5 protein-coding genes and 1 pseudogene are annotated in these 19285 nt (G+C 69.9%); all 6 read left to right on the top strand.

Annotated elements, in window-relative coordinates; genetic code table 11:
- The first annotated feature begins 1 nt into the window (after position 1).
- A complete protein-coding gene (locus tag JR065_RS08200) occupies positions 2-1045 on the top strand; it encodes a FecR family protein (RefSeq protein WP_206233553.1) in 1044 nt (347 codons plus the stop codon).
- Positions 1046-1413: 368 nt separating this feature from the next.
- A complete protein-coding gene (locus JR065_RS08205) occupies positions 1414-14913 on the top strand; it encodes a filamentous haemagglutinin family protein (protein WP_206233554.1) in 13500 nt (4499 codons plus the stop codon).
- A 172-nt stretch (positions 14914-15085) separates the two neighbouring features.
- Complete coding sequence (locus JR065_RS08210; RefSeq protein WP_241093475.1) at positions 15086-16789, top strand: ShlB/FhaC/HecB family hemolysin secretion/activation protein; 1704 nt, start codon at positions 15086-15088, stop codon at positions 16787-16789.
- Positions 16790-16827: 38 nt separating this feature from the next.
- Entirely contained in the window at positions 16828-18666 is a 1839-nt protein-coding gene (locus JR065_RS08215) for a DUF2341 domain-containing protein (protein ID WP_206233555.1), read from the top strand.
- A 9-nt stretch (positions 18667-18675) separates the two neighbouring features.
- Positions 18676-19089: an ExbD/TolR family protein gene (locus JR065_RS08220; RefSeq protein ID WP_206233556.1), complete on the top strand. Its 414-nt coding sequence runs from the start codon at positions 18676-18678 to the stop codon at positions 19087-19089.
- A gap of 4 nt (positions 19090-19093) precedes the next feature.
- Positions 19094-19285, top strand: a pseudogene (locus tag JR065_RS08225) (ferric siderophore transporter TonB); the annotation flags it as partial.

Here is a 19285-nt window from a genome sequence, read left to right on the forward strand (position 1 = left end):
TATGAAGACCACAGAACCGATGCCCATCGGTGCGTCCGTCAGGGAGCAGGCGCAGCACTGGCTGCTGCGGCTGACGTCCGGTCGCGCCACTGCGGACGATGCGGACGCGTTCCGCCGCTGGCGCCAGGCCGATCCGCTGCATGCGCGTGCTTTTGCCGAAGTCCGGCAGGTGTGGCGGGCGTTGGAGCCGGCGCACCGGCTGGCGGTGGCTGCCGAGCGCGAGCGGGCCGATGCCGCTGCCGCGCCCGGCACTACCGCCATGCCGCTTGCGCCACGCCCGGGCGCCGGCGCCGGGCGCGGGTATGGGCGCGAGCGGCGCATGGGACGCCGCGCGTTCCTCGGCGGCGCGGTGGCGGCCGCCACGGGCTGGATGGTCGCCAAGTCGCCGCTGGGCCTGTGGCCGGACTGGCAGGAAATGTCGGCCGACTACCGCACCGCCACCGGCGAAAGCCTCCAATTCGACGTGCAGGGATTGACCATCGCGATGGCCACCCGCACCGCGCTGAAGCGCCAGTCCGCCGGCGGCGGCCGGCCGGTCGGCATGGAACTGCTGGAAGGCGAAGCGCAGTTCGAATTGCCACGCGCCGCGGCGGCAGGCGTCTCGATCCGGGTCGCCGGCGCGGAGGTCGTCCCGGCGCCCGGCTCGCGCATCAACGTGCGTTGCGTGGACGAGGACATCCGGGTGACCTGCCTGCAGGGCCAGGCGCGGGTCAGCCGCAACGGACGCAACGTGGTGCTGCAACCGGCCTGGCAGGCGCGGCTGGCGCCGGACCGGATCGCGTCGGTGGCGCAGGTCGATGCCGAGCGCATCGACGGTTGGCGGCACGGCCTGCTGATCTTCAACAACGAGCCGCTGGCGGCGGTGGTGGACGAAATCAACCGCCACCGCAGCGGCCGGATCGTGGTGACCAGCAGCGCATTGGGCCAGCGGCTGGTGCAGGCGCGCATCCCGCTCGATCGCCTGGACACCTTCGTCGACCTGGTACGCGACGCCTACGGCGCAAGGATCCTGTCGATGCCGGGCGGCGTGATCGTGATGAGCTGAGGCGGCTTTCAGGCGGCATCGGACGATCGCAGGGGAGCGGTCGCCGCGCGCCGCGAATCGCAGGTCCGTCGGGCGTGCGCGTATAGCGCGCCCACATGACAACGGCATGAAACGCGCCGGGCGATTTACGGTTGTTTGGCGGCGCGCATGAAATTTTTGTTGCAGTGGTTCAGTCCTCGCCGCAAGCGCCGGTCTTATCCCTCGTAACGAGCGCAACGCGGTGCATTGCGAAGATCGTGGCACGCGATGCGCGGCCGCGATCGGCATGGACCGAAGGCGCTCGTCCATATCAGCGAACGATATTCCGACGGGTGGATGCAATGGTGAAACAGGCGAACCAGGCTGGCCGCACTTCCGCGAACCGCGGCTTGCGGATCAAGCCGCTGGCACATGCGATCACCGCGCTGCTGGTGGCCGGCGGCATGGCCAGCGGCGTGCATGCGCAGCAAGCGTTCAGCGCCGGCTGGTTCGCCACCAAGGGCGCGCAGCAGCAGGCCGCGGCGCAGACCGGGCAGCTGCCCAATGGCATGCCGGCCAACCTGCCGCGTCCGCAGCAGCAGACCCAGGAGGCGCGCGACAGGCTCAAGACGTCGCTGGAGAACCTGGGCACGGCGGCGCAGGCCATCGCCGTGCAGCAGCGCATGCAGCAGGCGGCGCGCGAAGCGGCGCGGTTGCGCCCGGGCGGCGTGCCCGACGGACTGGGCGAAGGCGGCCTGAAGATCGACGACAACGCGCTGACCAGCGGCTGGCACAACGCGAAGGACCCCACCCAGGCGGTCGCCGGCGGCAAGACCACCGTCACCATCGAGCAGACCGGCGACAAGGCGGTCCTCAACTGGGAGACGTTCAACGTCGGCCGCGACACGCTGGTGGATTTCCGCCAGGACGCGAGCTGGTCGGTGCTCAACCGCATCAACGATCCGCTGGCGCGGCCGTCGCAGATCCAGGGCCAGATCAACGCGCCCGGCACGGTGTTCCTGATCAACCGCAACGGCGTGGTGTTCGGCGGCAGCAGCCAGGTCAACGTGAAGAACCTGGCCGCATCGGCGGTGGACATCAGCGACCAGCAGTTCGCCAAGGGGCTCTACAGCGACGCCAAGGGCAGCGGATTCGTTCCCACCTTCGCCAACGATCCCGCCAGCGCCACGAACGGCTTCGGCCAGGCCAGCGGCAGCGTCGTCGTCGAGCGCGGCGCCCGGATCACTACGCACACCCCGTCGACGGTCACCGAAGGCGGCGGTTACGTGATGCTGCTCGGCGCCGAGGTCCACAACCACGGGCAGATCAGCACGGCCAACGGCCAGGCCACGCTGGCCGCCGGCGATGCCTTCGTGATCCGCAAGGGCATGGGCACCGAGCAGAACCAGACCTCGACCACGCGCGGCAATGTGGTGACCGCGTTGCGTTCCGGACCCGGCGCAAGCCAGGCCGCAGACGCGCCGCCGCGTGCCGGCGGCGTAGTGAGCAATACCGGCCTGATCCAGGCCGACACCGGCGACATCACCTTGACCGGACGCGACGTGCGCCAGCAGGGAACGCTGCTGTCGACCACGTCGGTGCATACCCGCGGCACCATCCACCTGAGCAACGACGCAGGCGACGCGGACGGCCAGGTTCGCCTGGGCGAAGGCAGCCTGACCGCGATCGTGCTCGACGACAGCGCGACCACCGCGCTGGACGTGCAGCGCGAGACCCTGGTCAAGGACGCGGACAAGCCGGGCGACGGCGTCCAGCATCGCCGCGACCAGTCGCTGGTGCAGATCGCCAGCGGCGGCGACGTGACCTTCGACGGCGGCAGCCTGACGCTGGCCACCAGCGGCCAGGTGCTGGTCGACGCCGCCGGTACCAGCCGGGTGCAGGAAGGCGCGCGCATCGACGTGTCCGGCCACGTGGGCGTGAAGATCGCGATGGAAGCGAACAACGTCCAGATCAACGTGCAGGGCAACGAGCAGCGCGACGCCCCGGTGAACCGCGACGGCAAGGCGCTCAACAACAACGACATCTGGCTGGACCGGCGCGACCTGGTGCTGGTCCCGGCGGGCACCAACGGCTACGAAGCCGATCGCTGGTACACCGCCGGCGGCCTGCTGGAAGTGGGCGGTTACCTGGGCATCACCGGCCATGGCATCGGCGAATGGTCGGCGCAGGGAGGCACCGTGCAGTTCGGCGGCGGCGAGCTGGTCAGCCAGCGCGGTTCCAGCATCAACCTGTCTGGCGGCACCCTCGACGTGCAGACCGGCTATGTCAACCAGACCCACCTCAAGGGCGCCGACGGCAAGCTCTACAACGCGTCGACCGCGCCGGGCGACCTGCTGTACACCGGCCTGTACCGCGGTTTCGAGGATACCCATGCGCGTTGGGGCAGTGCCGCCACCGCGTACTACTACAGTCCGTTGATCGGCAGCCAGAAGCGGCTGGAGAACGGCTACACCGTCGGCCGCGACGCCGGCAGGCTGGTCGTCGCCACCCGCGCCGCCACGCTGGAAGGCGACATCGAGACCGCCACGTTCCAGGGCGACCGGCAGACCCAGGCGCGCGAGCAGGACCTCGACGGGTATCGCCAAAGCCAGACCGCCGCGGCCCGCAACGGCGAGCTGATCGTCGGCAGCTACGCCACGGTGTACGACAAGGTCGCCCGGGACCTGCGCTACAGCGCCGGCGCGGTCACGAAGGAGATCGTCATCGGACAGGCTGCCGACGAGGAAACGGGGCAGACCGGCACCGATGCGCAGGGGAGCGACACCGATGCGCAACGCATCGTGCTGGACGCGGGCTGGCTCAACCGCCAGGAACTGGGTTCGCTGAAGGCCTACGCGACCACCGGCGTGGAGGTGAACGAGGCGGTCGCGGTGGCGCCCGGTGGGCAGATCGCCCTGCACGCCACGCAGGTGGACGTCGGCGCCGATCTCACCGCGCGCGGTGGCCGCATCGCCCTGGGCAACGTAGTCGAGAAATGGACCAGCAACCTGGGATGGATCGAAACGGCGGTGGCGCCCGTGCCGGACGGCATGTCCGCGCGCACCGCGATCGATGAAGATGTGGTGCTCGATGCGCGCGGCCTGTGGACCAACCTGGCGCGGGACGGCGGCGACATCGGCGGCATGCCGTATGCGGGCGGCGGCGACATCGACGTGCGCAGCAGCGGCAGCGTGAGCGTGGGCAAGGGCGCGCTGCTGGACGCCTCGGCGGGCGCGGTGCTGATGGCCGACGACACCCTGCGCGGCGGGCGCGGCGGCGACATCGCGCTGATCGCCAGCGATCTGCCGACCAGCGAGACCCTCGACGACGCCAAGCCGGGACGGTTGACGCTGGCAGGCGAAGTGCGCAGCCAGGGCGTCAAGGGCGGCGGCCGGCTGACCTTGCAGTCCGGCGGTTCGGTGGTGATCGGCGGTCAGGTGCCGGGCAGCGATGGCGTGCTGAGGCAGGGCGAGGCCTCGCTGATCGATCTGATCACCGAATCGGACTTCAGCGTGGCCGAGGGCGCCGTGCTGCCGTCGGACTATCGCTACACGCGCAGCCACGCCAAGCCGGGCGAGGCGGTGGGTTCGGCCCCGGCGATCACGCTGGGCCAAGCGGACAGCTACGTGACGCTCGGTGCCGCCTGGGCGCTGCCGAGGCCGGATACGGGCGCCAATTATTGGGTCAACACGGCGAGCGGGGAGCAGATCGCCGTGTACTCGTATGCCACGCCGCCGGAATTGCCCGCGGGCACGGTCATCACCGGTATCGGCGGCACTTTCCCCACCGGCTATGTGGTCCAGGGCGAGGTGTTCCCCAACGGCCTGGCGGTCAAGCCGGCGACGGCGGTGGTGAAGGCCGGCGATCGGGCACCGGTCGCGGTGGTGTTCGAGGCGGGAAGCCGCATCGCCGCGGGCAGGGTGCTCGAGCAGGACGTCGCGGTGGCCGCGCCGCTGCACCTGGATGCGGACCTGTTCGCGCAGGGTTTTTCTTCCTACGAGATCCATGGGCAGCAGAGCCTGGCAGTTGCCGAAGGCGCGACGATCGACGTGCGCATGCCGGTGCTGCAGTGGGACCGTTCCAGTGCGCGAGGGGTGGAAACGGGCGCCGACCCGAGCGCGGCATTGACGTTGTGGCAGCCGCCGCAGTTCCAGGAAGACGTGACCGCGGCGCGGCTATCCCTCCGCGATGGCGCCGACCTGCGACTGCACGCGGGCAGCCGTTTCGGCGCGCCGTCGACCCTGTCGATCGGACAGGGCGCGCGCATCGGCGTCGATCCCGGGCGCAGCATCGGCTTGACCGGCAATGGGCAAATCACCGTGGAAGGCACGCTGCGCGCTGCAGGCGGCCACATCGATCTGCAAATCGACGACTTCGATCCCGCGCTGAACACGGGCCAGTCACATGACCGCTCGCTGTGGATCGGCGAAACCGCGCTGCTGGATGTCGCCGGTCTCGCGCATGTCGCGCTGGACGCGCAGGGCCGCCGCTATGGACAGGTGACCGCCGGCGGCCGCATCCAGATCGGCGCCACGTACAACGCCGATGCCACCGAGGTCGGCGCAGCCGACGCGTTCGTGGTGGTGCGTCCCGGTGCGCGGCTGGAGGCGTCCGGCGCGGCGGCCACGCTCGACGTTCCGCAAGGGCAGGCGGCGCCGATCGCCTCCGATGGCGGGCTGATCCATCTGGCCAGCTCCAATGGCCTGTTCGTCGATGGCGACCTGCGCGCGGCGGCAGGCGGCGCCGGCGCGGCGGGCGGCACCCTGGCGCTGGCGCTGGAAACGCCGAACTATCCGCTCGCCGACAGGCCGGATCCGCGCGTGCGCAGCGTGCGCGAAATGCACCTGGTGGCCGAGCAGGAGCGCGAAGCGCTGCCGGAACGGCTGCAACCGGGGCACGCGGGGACGGGGCTGGACTACGGCCATGCGCGCATCGGCGTGGACCGGATCCAAGCCGGCGGTTTCGACAATCTCTCGCTGCTGGTCAACGGCGTTCTCGGCATCGGCGATGGCGTGGACCTGCAGCTGGGCCAGAGCCTGCGCCTGACCGCCGGCAGCATCGGCCTTGCGCCGGGTTCGCAAGGCGCCGACATCGCGCTGGCGGCCCCCTACGTGCGGCTGGCCGGCGCCACCCGTTCGCAGAAAGATCACCACACCATGCCGTACCCGACGCCTTCGGGCCTGCCGGAGGTCCTGGAAGGCTCGCGCCTGACGATCGACAGCAGCCTGCTGGACGTCATCGAGGACGTCGGCTTCGGCACCGCCGGCGCCGCCGAGCAGGCGGACGGCACGCGGCTGGAGGTGCGGCGCGACGGTTTCGAGACGGTGGAACTGCGCAGCCAGGGCGATCTGCGTTTCCTCAAGGCCATCGCCAAGGACCGCACGTCGCTGGACACCGGCGGCGACCTGGTGCTTGCGGCCAGCCAGATCTATCCGGCGACCGGCGCGCTGGCCGAGGTGAACGTCGGCCGCTATCCCTACTTGAACCAGTGGGGCGGCGAAGCGGTGGCGTTCGACGGCGAGCGCAGCCTGCGCATCGAGCGCACCGGCAGCGCCGAGCCGCGCGTGCCGTTCTCCGTCTTCGGCAGCCTGTATCTGCGCTCCGGCGCGATCGACCATGGCGGCGTCCTGCGCGCGCCGCTGGGCACGATCGTCATGGGCAGTGGCAACACGTTGGTGGATCCGGACGAACACGACGTCGGCCAGCCGAGCAACGTGGTCCTTCGTCCCGGCAGCATCACCTCGGCCAGCGCCGCCGGATTGACCATGCCCTACGGCGGCACCGTCGACGGCCTGACCTACACCTACGACGGCCGCGACGTGACCTACCAGGGGCTCGGCAGCCTGATGGGTTCGGTGCAGCTGGACGGCGGCAGGATCGAGGTGCAGGAAGGCGCATCGATCGATCTTTCCGGTGGCGGAAAACTGACCGGCGCGGCGTTCCTGTCCGGGCGCGGCGGCTCCACCGATGCGCGCCTGAATCCGCTGGTGCAGATGGCCGCCGATGGCGGCGGGTTCGTGCTGCCGGGCCTGTCGACCAATCCGGTCTATGCGATCGTCCCGGGCACGCAGCCGGGCTACGCGCCGGTAGCGCAGGAGCACGGCGCCGGCGATCCCGCGATCGGCCGGCAGATCACCCTGGGCGAAGGCGTGCCCGGGCTGCCCGCCGGCACCTACACGTTGCTGCCTTCGTCGTATGCCCTGCTGCCCGGCGCGTTCCGCGTCGAGCTCAACGGCCTGGCCAACAGCGTGGCCGCCGACGGTGCGGTCAGTCCCATGCGCAACGGCTCCTACGGCGCATCCGCGCGGTTGAGCGTCGCCGGCACCGATATCGTCGATCCGTTGCCGACCCAGGCGATCCTCACCTCGGCCGACACGCTGCGCGCCTACTCGCAGTACAACGAAACCAGCTTTGCCGAGTTCGGCCTGGCCTGGGCCGAGCGCGACGGCGTGCCGCGGCCGCTGCTCGAGCGCGACGCCAAGACCCTGCACCTGGCGCCGGGCAATGGCCTGGACGATCGTCACGGACTGCAGATGGCCGATGGCACGGTGCGCTTCGCGGCGGCCGAAGGCGGTTACGGCGGCACCTTGGTGGTGCGTGGCCGGGACATCGAGATCCTGGGCGAAGGCGCTGCCGCGACCGAAGGATTCGACGGCGTCTCGCTGCATGCCGATGTGCTCAACGGAGTGGGTGCTTCGACCCTCAGCATCGGCAATGAGTTGATATCGCAGTTCACGGACGTGCAGCGCAGGACGCAGGACGCGCACCTGGTCAGTCTCGGCAACGTCTACACCAGCGCGCGTTCGATCACGCTGCGCGAAGGCGCCGTGCTGTCCGCGGCCCAGGTATTCCTGATCAGCGGGCAGCCCGCGGGCGGCATCACCGTGGAGCAAGGCGCCTCCATCGACACGTTGGGCCGCGGCGCGGCGGCCTGGGACTCGAAGCTGGGCTACGTGTTCGACCCGGGCCTCAATGGCGTGCTGGCGCTGTCCAATGGTTGGCTGGACATGCTGGCACCGCAAGCCAGCGACGGCCTCTACGGTTCCGGCAAGATCGATATCGGCGCCTGCGCCGAGGGCGCCAGCTGCACGGGCAGCACGCGGCTCTACGCCGAGGGCACGATCACCGCCGCGACCGAGAAGTCGTTCCTGCTGGACGAGTCGGTGCGCTACGGCACCCGCAACCTGGTGTTGGCGGTGGGCGGCGTCAACATCGGCAGCGAACAGGCGCTGGCCGATGCCGCCGCGCGCGGCGTCCTGCCCAATGGCCTGACCCTGAACCAGCAGGTGCTCGACCGGTTGTTGGCGGGCGACACCAGCACCGGCGCGCCGGCGTTGGAGAACCTGGTGCTCACCGCGCGCGATTCGGTGAACTTCTTCGACTCGGTGGAGTTGTCCACGTTCGACGCGCTCACCGGCAAGTCGTCGTTGAAGCAGTTGGTGTTGGGCACCCCCGCGCTCTACGGCCATGGCGATGCGGCGGACGTGGCGCGCATCGAAACCGACACGCTGGTCTGGAACGGCGCCAAGGGCGCCGCCGGCAGCCTGGTCGCCGGCGGCCCGGGCTCCGGCAGCGGCCAACTGGTCGTCGATGCGCGCCAGATCGAGTTCGGCTACGGGCCGCGCAGCCAAGCGGACACGCTGGCCACGCACGACCGCCTGGCCCTGGGATTCGCCGGCGTCGCGCTCAATGCCAGCGAACGGATCACCGCCAACCACAAGGGCAGCCTGTCGGTTTACCAGTCCCGCGATGGCTGGGACGACGCCAGCAAGTCGTTCCGCTACAGCGGTGGCGATCTCAGCATCTCCACGCCCTTGCTGACCGGCCATGCCGGTTCGGTGAACACGATCAAGGCCGGCGGCAACATCACCGCCACGGCACCCGCGGGCACCGGTCGGCCCTCGCCGGACAACGCCGCGCTGGCCGATGCGCTGGGTGCCGAACTGGTCCTGGACGCGCGCGGCGCGCTGACGCTCGACACCGCCGTCCTGCTGCCCAGCGGCAGGCTGACACTGGCGGCGGACGGCGACGTGGCGCTGGCCGATGGCGCATGGCTGGACCTGGCCGGCAGGAAGATCGATTTCTACGATGTCAGCAAATACAGCTGGGGCGGCGACGTCGTCCTCGACAGCCGCCAGGGCGATGTCCTCCAGTCGGCGGCGTCGCGCATCGATATCTCCGCCGACTTCAACCGCGCCGGCAAGCTGACGGCGATGGCGCTGGAAGGCGGCGTCGATCTGGCCGGCGCGATAGCCGCCGGTAGCAGCGGGCACTACGACGCCGGCGGCACCGCGGTGCCGTTCGCTTCCGGCTACATCGACGTGCGCGGCCAGCGCATCGCCGACTTCGGCGGCCTCAACGCCAGGCTGACCGCAGGCGAAGCGTTCGGCGGCCGCAGCTTCCAGCTCGGGCAGGGCGACCTGGCCGTCGGCGACGAACTCAAGGCGCGCGAGATCAACGTCTCCGTCGACAACGGCAGCCTGACCGTCAACGGCACGGTCGATGCCAGCGGCGAGCAGGTGGGCAGCATCCGCCTGGCGGCGAACGCGGGCGTCACCCTGGCCGGCAGCGCGGTGCTCGACGCCAGCGCCAGCGTGTTGCGCACGGACAGCTATGGCAAGGCGATCGAGGCGCCGAACCGCGCGACGATCGAAATAGATTCCGGCGATGGCCGCCTGACCATCGGCAGCGGGGCGCGCATGGACCTGGGCGTGGCCGGCGCGAGCGCCGACTACGGCACCGTCACGCTCAACGCGCCACGCCTGGGTGGCGCCACCGGCAACGACGTGGACATCGACGCGTCCGGCACGGTACGGATCGCCGGCGCCCGTGCGGTCACCGTCAATGCCTTCCACCGCTACGACGACGCCGATGCCGGGACGGATATCGGCGTGGACGGCCGCGACTACCAGACCATCGACCAGGCCTACCTGGACCGCAAGCATGCCGACAGCCAGCAGTTCGTCGCCAACGCGCTGGCGAACGACGGCCTGATGAACGGCAAGCTGGGCGGACTGCGCGCCTACGGCGACCAGTTCCATCTCCGCCCGGGTATCGAGATCGTCAGCAGCACGGCCGATGGCGATCTGCACATCGATGGCGACATCGATCTGTCCGGCCATCGCTACGCCAGCGTCAATCCGCATGCGCAGCTGACCGGCGCGTACGGCTCGGGCGAAGCGGGCGCACTGCTGATCCGCGCCGGCGGCGACCTGGAAATCTTCGGCAGCCTGAGCGACGGCTTCGACGGATCGAAACTGCCGGTCTCGCCGGACGACAAGGGCTGGGTGCTGCCGGCCGGGCGCATGCCCTGGGGCGGGGACCTGATCATTCCGCATGGCGGCCTGGTCACCCTGGCCGAAGGCACGCAGTTCGCGGCCGGGCGCACGCTCAACTACGACCTGCCAACCCAGGCCATGACGCTGCCGACAGGCACGGTGCTGCCCATCGCGATGCCGCTGGAGCAGGCGCTCACGCTGCCGGCAGGCAGCGTGCTCGGCGCGGCAGTGCGCGATGCCGGCGGCAACGTCGTCCACGCGGCGGGCACGGTGCTGCAGCAGCCGGTCGAACTGCAGCCGGGCATGCAACTAGGCGCCGGGTTCCGCCTGCCGTCGGAAACGCAGATGGCCGCGTTCGTGTGGCCGGGCGGCGTGCCGCTGCCGGCGAACATGACCCTGGAGCGGCCGCTGGCATTGGCCAAGGGCGCGATCGTGCCCGGCGAGACCGACGTCAAGCTTCCCGGCGACGCGGTCATGGTCAACCTGCGTCCGGCGGCCGATGCCGACGGCAACCAGGGCAGGACCTGGGCGTTGGCGCCGATGCTGCCGCAAGGGTCGCAATCGTGGGATCTGCGCCTGGTCGCCGGCGCGGACACGGCGGCGGCGGACACGCGGCTGGTCCGGCACGGCAGCGATGCCCGCCTGCACCTGGCCGATACGCATTTCGGCCTGGGCTTCATGGAAGTGGAGATTCCCGGCAGCGGCAGGCCGACGACCTATCACTGGGCGCCGGATGTCGACGTGGCGACGTGGGAGTCGATGGGCCTTTTCGGCATCGTGCCTGGCGAAGAGATTTCGGCGGACATGGTCCAGATGCTGCGCGACATCGGCTTCATTTCCGAAACGCCATTGGAACTCAACGACTGGGGGGTTGGCGCGGTGGCCGGGGTCCTGGATCCAGGCAAGCCCGCCGAAACACGCGTGGAAGGCCGGCCGGCGCGCCAGCAACTGTTCAGCGTGCTGCGCACCGGCACCGGCGATCTGGACCTGATCTCCGGCGGCGATTTCCAGATGAGTTCGCCCTATGGCATCTACACCGCAGGCACCGCGTCGGCATCGCTGGGCTTGGCGTACGACCAGCGCCGGGGCCGACTGGCCGATGGCAGCGTGCTCGGCAGCGAAGGCACGGAGTACGAGGCCTGGGTCGACGGAGGCAACGGCAGCCTGTATCGGGCCTGGTACCCGGAGCATGGCGGCAACGTGCTGCTGCGCGCGCAGGGCGACGTCATCGGCGACCTCATCGGTCACAACACGGGGCAGTACCGGTACAACGTGACGCTGGGCAACGTCCGCGAACATATCGGCACCACCGCGGTGGGCAGCTGGCTCTGGCGCCAGGGCACCGGCAGCGTGGACACCGGCGCGGACGCCGTGCCGGCGGCCTGGTGGATCAACTTCGGCACGTATGTGGCCGGGCCGGCCAATGGCCAGCGGGACGATACCGGCCAATCGTTGTTCGCCAATACGCCGTTCCTCACCGGATTCACCGGGATCGGCACGCTGGGCGGCGGCAACCTCAGGGTGGAAACGGATGGCGACGCCGGCATGATCGGCGCGCGCGGCGATGCCGCGCTCACCGGACAGACGGGGAATCCCCGCTCCCATGCGCCGCGCAGCCAGGGCCTGCACCTGGCGGTCGCCAGCACCGGACGGATGACCGCGGCCGGCGAGTTGGTACAGACCGGCGGTGGCGATCTGGACATCCGCCTCGGCGGCGCGCTCAATCCCAACCCGGGCCTGCAGCGCAACGAGCACGATCTCAACAGCACCTTCGTCAATCTGCGTGGCGCGCTGAACCTGCAGGCCGGCGCCGTCGGCGGCGTGCAGCTGCGCTATGGCGTGCTCGACCAGATGGACTCGCGCGGCGGCGATCCCTTCGCCGCCGGACGCTCGCTGTCCGGCGGCGGACCGGTGCTGGTGATCGGCGATGCGACCGCACGCCTGGACAGCCGTGGCGACCTGGTCCTGGGCGGCGTGGTCGACCCCGGCCGCAGCCTGCAGTACAACGCCACGCCGTTCTCCTACCAAGGCGTCGCACACGAGGGCGAGGGCTGGAGCTGGTTCTCGCTGTGGACGCCGGCCAGTGCGGTGGATCTGTTCAGCGCCGGCGGAAATCTGACCCCGACCACCGCGTGGGCCGAGAGCGGCGTGACGGAAGACATGGTCACTCCTTCCCACGGCCGCAACCAGTCGGCCAGCCTGGACGGCCAGTTCTATCCTTCGATCCTGCGCGCGGTCGCGGCCAACGGCAGCATGTACTACGGCGTGGGCACCACCACGCTGCTCAACTCGATAGCCCCCCAGTCGCCATTGCGGGTGTCGATGGGCCTGACCCTGGCGCCGTCGCCGCACGGCGAGCAGTTCGTCAACGTCACCGGCAAGGGCGAACTGCAATTGCTGGCGATGGACTCGATCTACGCCAGCGGCTACCCGATCACCGCCTCGACCGCCGACCCGCTGGCGCTGACCAGTCCGTTCCGTCCTGGCTTTTCCGGCCTGCTGTCCTACACCGGCGGCGGCCAGTGGGGCTTCGATCCGGTGCGCGTGCACAACGTGGCCCCGGAAGCGGCGGCCTACAGCGACTGGGCGCTGGAGGGCGGACGCTACAACGGCGCCGCGCTGTTCACCTTCGCCAGTGCGGCCACGTCCGCCTACGCGCCGCAGGCGCAGCAGCCGGCGCAGTACTACGCGGTGCAGGGCGACATCGTGGGGCTGCGTACCGGCAACATCGCCTCGCTGGGCTACCAGGGCCGCGACGGCGTGCGCTACGAAGGCTCCATTCCGGTGGCCATCCGCGCCGGCCGCGACATTACCGATTCCGGCACGCCCCTGGGCAAGAACGACACCGTCGTCGCCGGCAAGGGCAACCTGATCTCGCACACGCATGCGGACGACATCTCGGTGGTGGAAGCGGGCCGCGATATCCGCCACAGCAGCTTCTACATCACCGGTCCCGGCCTGCTGGAAGTGACCGCCGGGCGCCACCTCTACTTCGCGGACAAGGGCGAATTGAAGAGCCTGGGGGCGGTCGTGAACGTCTCCCCGGACGATCGCAGCAGCGGCGCGAGCATCGCCGTTGCCGCCGGCATGGGCGATGGCGCGAACTGGTCCGGCTTTGCGGAGCGTTACCTGGATCCCGGCAACCAGGCCGATTCCGAACGGCCGTTCGCCGATCAGCCCGGCAAGGCCTTGACCATCTACAGCGGCGAGCTGACCTTGGCGCGCTGGTTGCAGCGCGAGTTCGGCTACAGCGGCGATGACGCCGGCGCCGCGGCGTTCCTGGCCGGCAAACAGACCGAGCTGGACCAGCGGCGCAACGACGCCGTGGCGCAGGGACAGGCCGCCAGCAATCGCTCGCTTTCCCGCGAATACAAGGTCGAGAGCCGACTGCACCTGGTGAACTGGCTGAGCGAGCGCTTCGGCAACGGCAGCGGCAATGGCCTGGGCATGCATTTCGACGCGGCGACGATGGATGCGCGTGCGTTCTTCGACGGCCTGCCGCCGGAACAGCAGCGCGCCTTCCTGCGCAACGTGTACTACGCCGAACTCAAGATCGCAGGACGCGAATACAACGACCAGGACGGCCAACGCTTCGGCAGCTACCTGCGCGGCCGCGAGGCCATCGCCACGCTGTTGCCGGAGCAGGACGCCGCCGGCCACAAGCGCGTCTACGAAGGGGATCTGACCCTGTTCAGCAGCGCGCTCTATTACAACGACTGGGTGACCTCGAACGGCATCGGCAAGGACCGCCCGACCCCCGGCAAGACCTACATCACCAAAGCCGAATGGGAGGCGCTGGGCAGCCCGGGCTACGGCGTGGCGTTCTACGACGTGCTCGATGCGGGCATCCATACCAACTTCGGCGGCGACATCAGCATCATGACGCCGGGCGGACGCACCCTGGTGGGCGTGGACGGCGGATTCGTTCCGGGTGCCGGATCGGGCGTGATGACCCAGGGCGAGGGCGACATCAACCTGTACGCGCTCGACGACATCCTGATGGGCCAGAGCCGCATCTTCACCACCTTCGGCGGCAACATCCTGGCCTGGTCCGCGCAGGGCGACATCAACGCCGGCCGCGGCAGCAAGACCACGGTGGTGTACACCCCGCAACGCCGCGCCTACGACGATGTCGGCAACGTCAGCCTGTCGCCGAGCGCGCCGAACACCGGTGCGGGCATCGCCACGCTCAATCCCGTTCCCGAAGTGCCGCCGGGCGACATCGACCTGATCGCGCCGCTGGGCACCATCGATGCGGGCGAGGCGGGCATCCGCGTGTCGGGTAACGTGAACCTGGCCGCGCTGCAGGTGCTCAACGCCGAGAACATCCAGACCCAGGGCGAGTCCACCGGCGTTCCGGTGGTGGCGGCGGTGAACGTCAGCGCGCTGACCTCGGCCAGCGCGGCGGCCAACAGCGCGGTGCAGGCGGCGCAGGACATGGTGAAACGGCAGACGCAGCAGTCGCGGCCCTCGGTGATCAGCGTGCAGGTGCTGGGGTTCGGCGAGGATTCCAGCAGCGTCGAACCGCCGCGCAAGGACGAGGGCTACGACAGCAACAGCGTGGTGCAGGTGGTCGGCATGGGAGAGCTGACGCCCGAGCAACGCGCGCGCCTGGCGCCGGACAGGCAATGACCGCAATCGCCATGGCGATCGTGGCGAAGGCGCCCATCGAGCGCCTTCGCCACGAGACAGGACCGGAAGCGCCGGCCTTTGCAACGTCGGCGATACATGCGCACGCCATGATGCCCGGGCCGCAGGAACCACACAGGGGAATCCGTTTCCGCGCGCCCGGGTCGACACCTGCATGAAGCGCAGCCGCGACGGCTTCTTCACCCTTTCCCGTTTCGAGAATCCACCGATGTTCCAATCGAACAAGGCGCTTGCGTTCGCGCCATTGACCCTGTGCATCCTGGCCGGGCTGAACGTGGCCAGCGCACAGTCGGCGCCGCCGGAAAGCGAAGCGCCGCCGGCAGGGCCGAATGCCGTGGCGGCGCAAGCCGATGCGCCGACGCCGCCGGCGCCGCGCGTCAACATCAACGAATACCTGGTGCGCGGCAACACGGTGCTGGCGGCCCGCGACATCGAAAAGGCGGTCTCCGCGTACCTGGGGCCGGGACGGACGTTGCAGGACGTGGAAGCGGCGCGCAGCGCGCTGCAGGCGGCCTATCAGGGCAACGGCTACCAGTCGGTGTACGTGGACCTGCCGGAGCAGCAGGTCAGCGGCGGCGTGGTGATCCTGCAGGTGACCGAAACGCGCATCGGCCAGGTCAGCGTGAGCGGCGCGCAGCACAACGACAGCGACGCGCTGCGCGAACGCGTGCCCGCGTTGCGACCGGGCAGCGTGGCCGATTTCGACCTGGCGCAGGAGCAGCTGGCGGCGTTGAACCGCACCGCCAAGCGCCAGGTGGTGCCCCTGGTCAAGCAAGGCAAGGCCGACGGCACCATGGACGTGGACCTGAAGGTGCAGGACAAGTCGCCGTGGCGTTTCGGCGCCACGCTCAACAACGACCACAGCGCCGATACCGAGCCGCTGCGCTCGATCCTCACCATCGGCCACGACAACCTGTGGCAGAAGGAGCACGTGGCGTCGCTGACGTTCTTCGCCGCGCCGCAGGACCTGGACCAGGCGAACGTGTGGTCCGGTTCCTATGCCATGCCGCTGGGCAGCCCGGACTGGACGCTGGAGTTCTCCGGCTACACGTCCGACAGCAACGTCGTGTCCACCGGCGACACCAACGTCACCGGCAAGGGCCATGCGCTGGGCGCCAGGCTGGTGCGTTCGCTGCCGATGACCGGCGCGTGGTGGCACCAGCTGTCGATCGGCGTGGAGTTCAAGGACCTGGACGAGTCGGTGGCGATGGTCGGCATGCCGTCGGACTTCGCGCCGCTGAAGTACGCGCCGGTGACCTTCGCCTACAGCGGCTTCCGGCAGGGCGACAAGCACCACCTCAGCGTCGGCCTGCAGACCGTGTTCGGCACGCGCAGCCTGCTGGGCTACGGCAGCAGCGACGACGAGTTCGACTGGAAGCGCGCCTACGCCGACGGCAGCTTCTTCGCGGTCAAGGCCGATATCAGCGACACCTACACGATGGAGAACGGCGCGCAATGGTTCGCGCGGATCTCCGCGCAGCTGACCGACCAGCCGCTGGTGTCGGGCGAACAGTTCGCCGCCGGCGGCATGTACACGACCCGCGGCTACCGCTCCGCCGAGGGCATCGGCGACTACGGCGGCCTGGCCACGATCGAATGGCGCAGCCGCCCGCTGTCGCTGTGGGGCCTGCAGGACTGGCGCGTCTACGGCTTCCTCGACGGCGCCTGGCTGGGCCTGCGCAGGCCGCTGGCCGAGCAGGACGACGAATCGTCGATGGCGGCGGCCGGGCTGGGAACCAGCTTCCGCATCACCGAACACTTCAACGTCCGCCTCGACTACGGCCACACGCTGACCGACGGGCCGACCACGACCAAGGACGCCGACCGGTTGCATATCAGCGTCGGCGCCAACTACTGAACACGCCTTCCATCGTTCCACCTCGGAGATTCCATCAAATGCAACGCCTGATCACCCTGTTGTTGTTCCTCCTGGGCATGTCGATGCTCGGGACGGCCCATGCCGAAACCCCGTGGTGGCAGGCGGACTGGAAGTACCGCAAGCCGATCACGATCGACGCGGGCCCGCAGGGCGCGGCGCTGGGCGGCAACGTCGGCCGGGTGCCGGTGCTGATCCGCCTGCATAGCGGCAACTTCGCCTTCGACGGCCTGGCCGATGGCGGCAAGGACATCCGCTTCGTCGGCAGCGACGGCCGCACCATCCTCAACCACCAGATCGAGCAGTACGACGCCAACCTGGCCATGGCGCTGATCTGGGTGGACGTGCCTGCCGTCAATGGCACCGCCGCGCAGACGATCTGGATGTACTACGGCAATCCGAACGCGCCGGCGGCGGGCAACGGCCAGCTGGCGTTCGACCCGGACTACACCGCGGTCTACCACTTCGCCGAAGCGGGCGCGGCGCCGCGCGACACCACCGCCTATGCCAACCATGCCGCAGGCACGCTGGCCGCTGCGGAAGGCGCGGTGATCGGGCGCGGCGCGCTGCTCGCCGGACAGCCGATGCGCCTGCCGGGATCGCCGTCGCTGGCGACCACCGCCGGCGGCGCGATGACCTTCTCCGCCTGGATCAAACCGGAACAGCTGGGCGCCAACCAGGCCATCTACGCGCGGCGCGAAGCCGGCAACGCGCTGCTCGTCGGCCTCGACAACGGCGTGCCCTATGTCCAGATCGGGCAGAGCCGCAGCGCCGCCGTGCCGCCGCTGAAGGCGGGCCAATGGGCGCACGTTGCGCTGGTCGCCAGCGAAGGCGCGACGATCCTGTACGTGGGCGGACGCGAGGCCGCGCGCATCGATGCCGCATTGCCGGCCTTCGGCGGCGAAGCGCTGGTCGGCGGCGACGCCGCCGCGGCCGCCGCGTCGCCGGCCGATCCGGCCGCGCCCGCCGCAGCCGCCGCGGCGATCCCGCCGGCCAACCCGTTCGCCGGCGCGATCGACGAAGTGCGCCTGTCCAAGGTCGCCCGACCCGCCGCCGTGCTGCTGGCCGATGCCAGCGCGCAGGGCGCCGATTCGCGCCTGACCGCGTTCGGCGAGGACGAACAGACCGCCGGCGTGAGCCACTTCGGCTTCATCCTCAAGGCTATGCCGGTCGATGCCTGGGTGGTGGTGATCGTGCTGGGCATCATGCTGTTGCTGTCGTGGGCCATCATGGTTGCCAAGAGCCGCTACTTCGGTGCGGTGGCCAAGGCCAACGCCGCCTTCACCCAGCAGTACAAGAAGGTCGTCGGCGCGCCGGTGGCGACGCTGCAGGACCTGGAGAAGCAGGGCGCGATCGGCGCGCAGATCCGCGATACCTCCACGCTGTGGCGGCTCTACCGGATCGCGATGGACGAATTGCAGGGCCGCCAGGCGCGCGGCGCGCACGGGCTGTCGGCGGCGGCCATCACCTCGATCCGCGCGTCGATGGATGCGGAGGTCACCCGCGAAGCCGAGCGCATGACCAAGCGCATGAACTGGTTGTCCACCACCATCGAGGGCGCGCCCTACATCGGTCTGTTCGGCACCGTCATCGGCATCATGCTGGTGTTCGCGGTCGCAGCGATGGCCGGCGCGGTCGACATCAACTCGGTGGCGCCCGGCATGGCCGCCGCGCTGCTGTGCACGGCCGCGGGCCTGGGCGTCGCGATCCCGGCGCTGTTCGGCTACAACTGGCTGGCGTCGCGCTCCGAGTCCATCGCCGCCGACATGTCGGTCTTCGTCGACGAGTTCACCGCGCGCCTGGCCGAAGAGTTCGACCGTCCCGGCTCGCCGGCGCCGCACGCGTCGGTCCAGGCCTGAGGACGCGCGATGGCCAGGCCCAAGAGATTCGGTATCAAGAAACGCGAAAAGGGGATCAACGTCACCCCGTTCGTCGATGTGCTGCTGGTGGTGCTGGTGATCTTCATCCTGACCAGCAACGCGACCATTCCCGGCATCCAGGTGAACCTGCCCAAGGCCAGCTCGAGCATGGCGCTGGAGAAGCCGAAGACCAAGGCCATCACCGTCGACAACGCCGGCCAGATCTTCCTGGACGCCTTTCCGGTCAGCCTGTCCGAACTGGAAGACCGGCTGCGCAGCGAGAAGGCGGTCAATCCGGAGTTCCCGGTGATCGTGCGCGGCGATGCGCAGGTGCAGTACGCGCGCGTGGTCGAGGTGCTGGACCTGCTGCGCAAGATCGAGATCAGCCAGGTCGGGCTGGTCACCGGCAAGCCACAGGGGTGACGGCGTGACTTCCTCCCATCCCGGTCGGGGCGGACCCACGCGTCCATGGCCACGCTGGCTGCCGGCGGTCCTGGCCTCCCTCGGCCTGATCGCGGCGCTGGGCTTTCTGGCCTGGTACCTGCTCTTCAAGGACGCCGCGAGCACGCGGCGCCCGGTGGCGGACACGCCGATGGTGATGTTGCCGCCACCGCCGCCC

This window comes from Xanthomonas sp., assembly GCF_017163755.1.
Taxonomy (GTDB): domain Bacteria; phylum Pseudomonadota; class Gammaproteobacteria; order Xanthomonadales; family Xanthomonadaceae; genus Xanthomonas_A.

Coding starts and splice junctions, on each gene's coding strand:
- JR065_RS08200 (WP_206233553.1), top strand. CDS start 2: ATGAAGACCACAGAACCGATGCCCATCGGTGCGTCCGTCAGGGAGCAG.
- JR065_RS08210 (WP_241093475.1), top strand. CDS start 15,086: ATGAAGCGCAGCCGCGACGGCTTCTTCACCCTTTCCCGTTTCGAGAAT.
- JR065_RS08215 (WP_206233555.1), top strand. CDS start 16,828: ATGCAACGCCTGATCACCCTGTTGTTGTTCCTCCTGGGCATGTCGATG.
- JR065_RS08220 (WP_206233556.1), top strand. CDS start 18,676: ATGGCCAGGCCCAAGAGATTCGGTATCAAGAAACGCGAAAAGGGGATC.